General features: G+C 60.9%; 3 protein-coding genes. All 3 read left to right on the top strand.

From position 1 onward, the window contains the following. Window positions 1-18 precede the first annotated feature (18 nt). Window positions 19-1200 (top strand): amino acid ABC transporter permease, encoded by a 1182-nt coding sequence (locus HX851_RS31995; RefSeq protein ID WP_042934527.1) that lies wholly within the window; start codon window positions 19-21, stop codon window positions 1198-1200. A gap of 10 nt (window positions 1201-1210) precedes the next feature. Then, window positions 1211-2305, top strand: a complete 1095-nt coding sequence (locus HX851_RS32000) for an amino acid ABC transporter permease (protein WP_017124098.1) — start codon at window positions 1211-1213, stop codon at window positions 2303-2305. A 28-nt stretch (window positions 2306-2333) separates the two neighbouring features. Next, window positions 2334-3019, top strand: a 686-nt coding sequence (locus HX851_RS32005; protein ID WP_177066508.1) for an amino acid ABC transporter ATP-binding protein, incomplete at its 3' end; no start/stop codon positions are given.

Consider the following 3019-nt stretch of genomic DNA (forward strand, 5'->3'; position numbering starts at 1 on the left):
TTTTTTCTGGGGCACTACATGCAAAATCAAGTCGGCGCACCAAAGCAGAGGCTCACCCTCAGCGATCCGCGAGTGCGCGCGTGGGTATTTCAGGTCATCACGGTTGTCGCGGTGATCGCCTTGGGCTGGTATCTGTTTCACAACACCCAGACCAATCTGCAACACCGGGGGATCACCTCCGGTTTCGGTTTCCTCGAGCGTAGTGCCGGTTTCGGTATCGCTCAACACCTGATCGACTACACCGAGTCGGACAGCTATGCGCGCGTGTTTGTCATCGGCCTGCTCAACACCCTGCTGGTGACCTTTATCGGCGTGATCCTGGCAACCCTGCTGGGCTTCATCATCGGTGTCTCGCGCCTGTCTTCGAACTGGATCATCAACAAGCTGGCCACGGTCTATGTGGAGATCTTCCGCAACATTCCGCCTCTGCTGCAGATCCTGTTCTGGTACTTCGCGGTATTCCTGACCATGCCGGGGCCGCGCAACAGCCATAACTTCGGCGACACCTTCTTCGTCAGCAGCCGTGGCCTGAACATGCCGGCGGCCCTGGCTTCGGAGGGTTTCTGGCCGTTCGTGATCAGCGTGGTGCTGGCCATCGTCGCGATCGTGTTCATGTCCCGCTGGGCGACCAGGCGCTTCGAAGAAACCGGCGTACCGTTCCACAAGTTCTGGGCCGGACTGGCGCTGTTCATCGTGATCCCGTCGCTCTGCGCGCTGATCTTCGGTGCGCCGCTGCACTGGGAAATGCCCAAGCTGCAAGGCTTCAACTTCGTCGGCGGCTGGGTACTGATCCCTGAACTGCTGGCGCTGACCCTGGCCCTGACGGTGTACACCGCGGCGTTCATCGCCGAGATCGTGCGCTCCGGGATCAAGTCGGTCAGCCATGGCCAGACCGAAGCGGCGCGCTCCCTGGGCCTGCGCAACGGTCCGACCCTGCGCAAGGTGATCATCCCGCAGGCCCTGCGCGTGATCATTCCTCCGCTGACCAGCCAATACCTGAACCTGGCGAAGAACTCGTCCCTGGCGGCCGGTATCGGTTACCCGGAAATGGTCTCGCTGTTTGCCGGTACGGTGCTGAACCAGACCGGGCAGGCCATCGAAGTCATTGCCATCACCATGAGCGTGTACCTGGCGATCAGTATCAGCATTTCCCTGCTGATGAACTGGTACAACAAGCGCATTGCGCTGATCGAGCGGTGAGGAAACGCCCATGAGTTCCCATACTTTCAAACCCGATATGCCACCGCCGGCCAAGGTCTTCGGCCCGATGGCGTGGATACGGGCCAACATGTTCTCCAGCTGGATCAACACGCTGCTGACCCTGTTCGCCTTCTACCTGATCTACCTGATCGTGCCGCCGATCCTGCATTGGGCGATCCTCGACGCCAACTGGGTCGGGACCACCCGTGCCGACTGCACCAAGGAGGGCGCCTGCTGGGTGTTCATCCAGCAGCGTTTCGGCCAGTTCATGTACGGCTACTACCCGCAGGAACTGCGCTGGCGCGTGGATTCGACCGTGTGGCTGGCGATCATCGGTGCCGCGCCGTTGTTCATCTCGCGCTTCCCGCGCAAGGCGATCTACGGCCTGAGCTTCCTGGTGGTATTCCCGATCGTCGCCTACTTCCTGCTGCACGGTGGTTTCGGCCTGGACAACGTGGCGACCAGCCAATGGGGCGGCCTGATGCTGACCCTGGTGATCGCTACCGTCGGTATCGCCGGCGCCTTGCCGCTGGGGATCCTGCTGGCGCTGGGGCGTCGTTCGAACCTGCCGGCGATCCGCGTGGTCTGCGTGACCTTCATCGAGTTCTGGCGCGGCGTGCCGTTGATCACCGTGCTGTTCATGTCCTCGGTGATGCTGCCGTTGTTCCTGCCCGAAGGCATGAACTTCGACAAGCTGCTGCGGGCGTTGATCGGGGTGATCCTGTTCCAGTCGGCCTATGTCGCCGAAGTGGTCCGTGGTGGCCTGCAGGCGATCCCGAAAGGTCAGTACGAAGCCGCGGCCGCGATGGGCCTGGGCTACTGGCGCAGCATGGGCCTGGTGATCCTGCCGCAAGCCCTGAAGCTGGTCATTCCCGGCATCGTCAACACGCTGATCGCGCTGTTCAAGGACACCAGCCTGGTGATCATCATCGGCCTGTTCGACCTGCTCAACAGTGTCAAGCAAGCCGCCGCCGACCCGAAATGGCTGGGCATGGCCACCGAAGGCTATGTGTTCGCCGCCCTGGTGTTCTGGATTTTCTGTTTTGGTATGTCCCGCTATTCCATGCATTTGGAACGCAAGCTGGACACAGGCCACAAGCGCTGAGGCGCTACCTAATTTAGGAAGTTCTGTTATGAGTGAAGCGATCAAACAGCCTGTGAGTCCTGAAGGCATTATTCAGATGCAGGGCGTGAACAAGTGGTACGGCCAGTTCCACGTGCTCAAGGACATCAACCTGAACGTCAAGCAGGGCGAGCGTATCGTCCTGTGCGGTCCGTCGGGTTCGGGCAAGTCCACCACCATCCGCTGCCTCAACCGTCTGGAAGAGCACCAGCAGGGCCGCATCGTGGTCGATGGCGTGGAACTGACCAACGACCTCAAGCAGATCGAAGCGATCCGCCGTGAAGTCGGCATGGTGTTCCAGCACTTCAACCTGTTCCCGCACCTGACCATCCTGCAGAACTGCACGCTGGCGCCGATGTGGGTGCGCAAGATGCCCAAGCGCAAGGCGGAAGAAATCGCCATGCACTACCTGGAGCGCGTGCGTATCCCGGAGCAGGCCCACAAGTTCCCGGGTCAGTTGTCCGGTGGTCAGCAGCAGCGCGTGGCGATTGCCCGTGCCCTGTGCATGAAGCCGAAGATCATGTTGTTCGACGAACCGACCTCGGCGCTCGACCCGGAAATGGTCAAGGAAGTGCTCGACACCATGATCGGCCTGGCCGAAGACGGCATGACCATGCTTTGCGTGACCCACGAAATGGGCTTTGCCCGCACCGTGGCGAACCGCGTGATCTTCATGGACAAGGGCGAGATCGTCGA

This window comes from Pseudomonas gingeri, from assembly GCF_013385635.1.
Classification (GTDB): domain Bacteria; phylum Pseudomonadota; class Gammaproteobacteria; order Pseudomonadales; family Pseudomonadaceae; genus Aquipseudomonas; species Aquipseudomonas gingeri_A.

Coding starts and splice junctions, on each gene's coding strand:
- HX851_RS31995 (WP_042934527.1), top strand. CDS start 19: ATGCAAAATCAAGTCGGCGCACCAAAGCAGAGGCTCACCCTCAGCGAT.
- HX851_RS32000 (WP_017124098.1), top strand. CDS start 1,211: ATGAGTTCCCATACTTTCAAACCCGATATGCCACCGCCGGCCAAGGTC.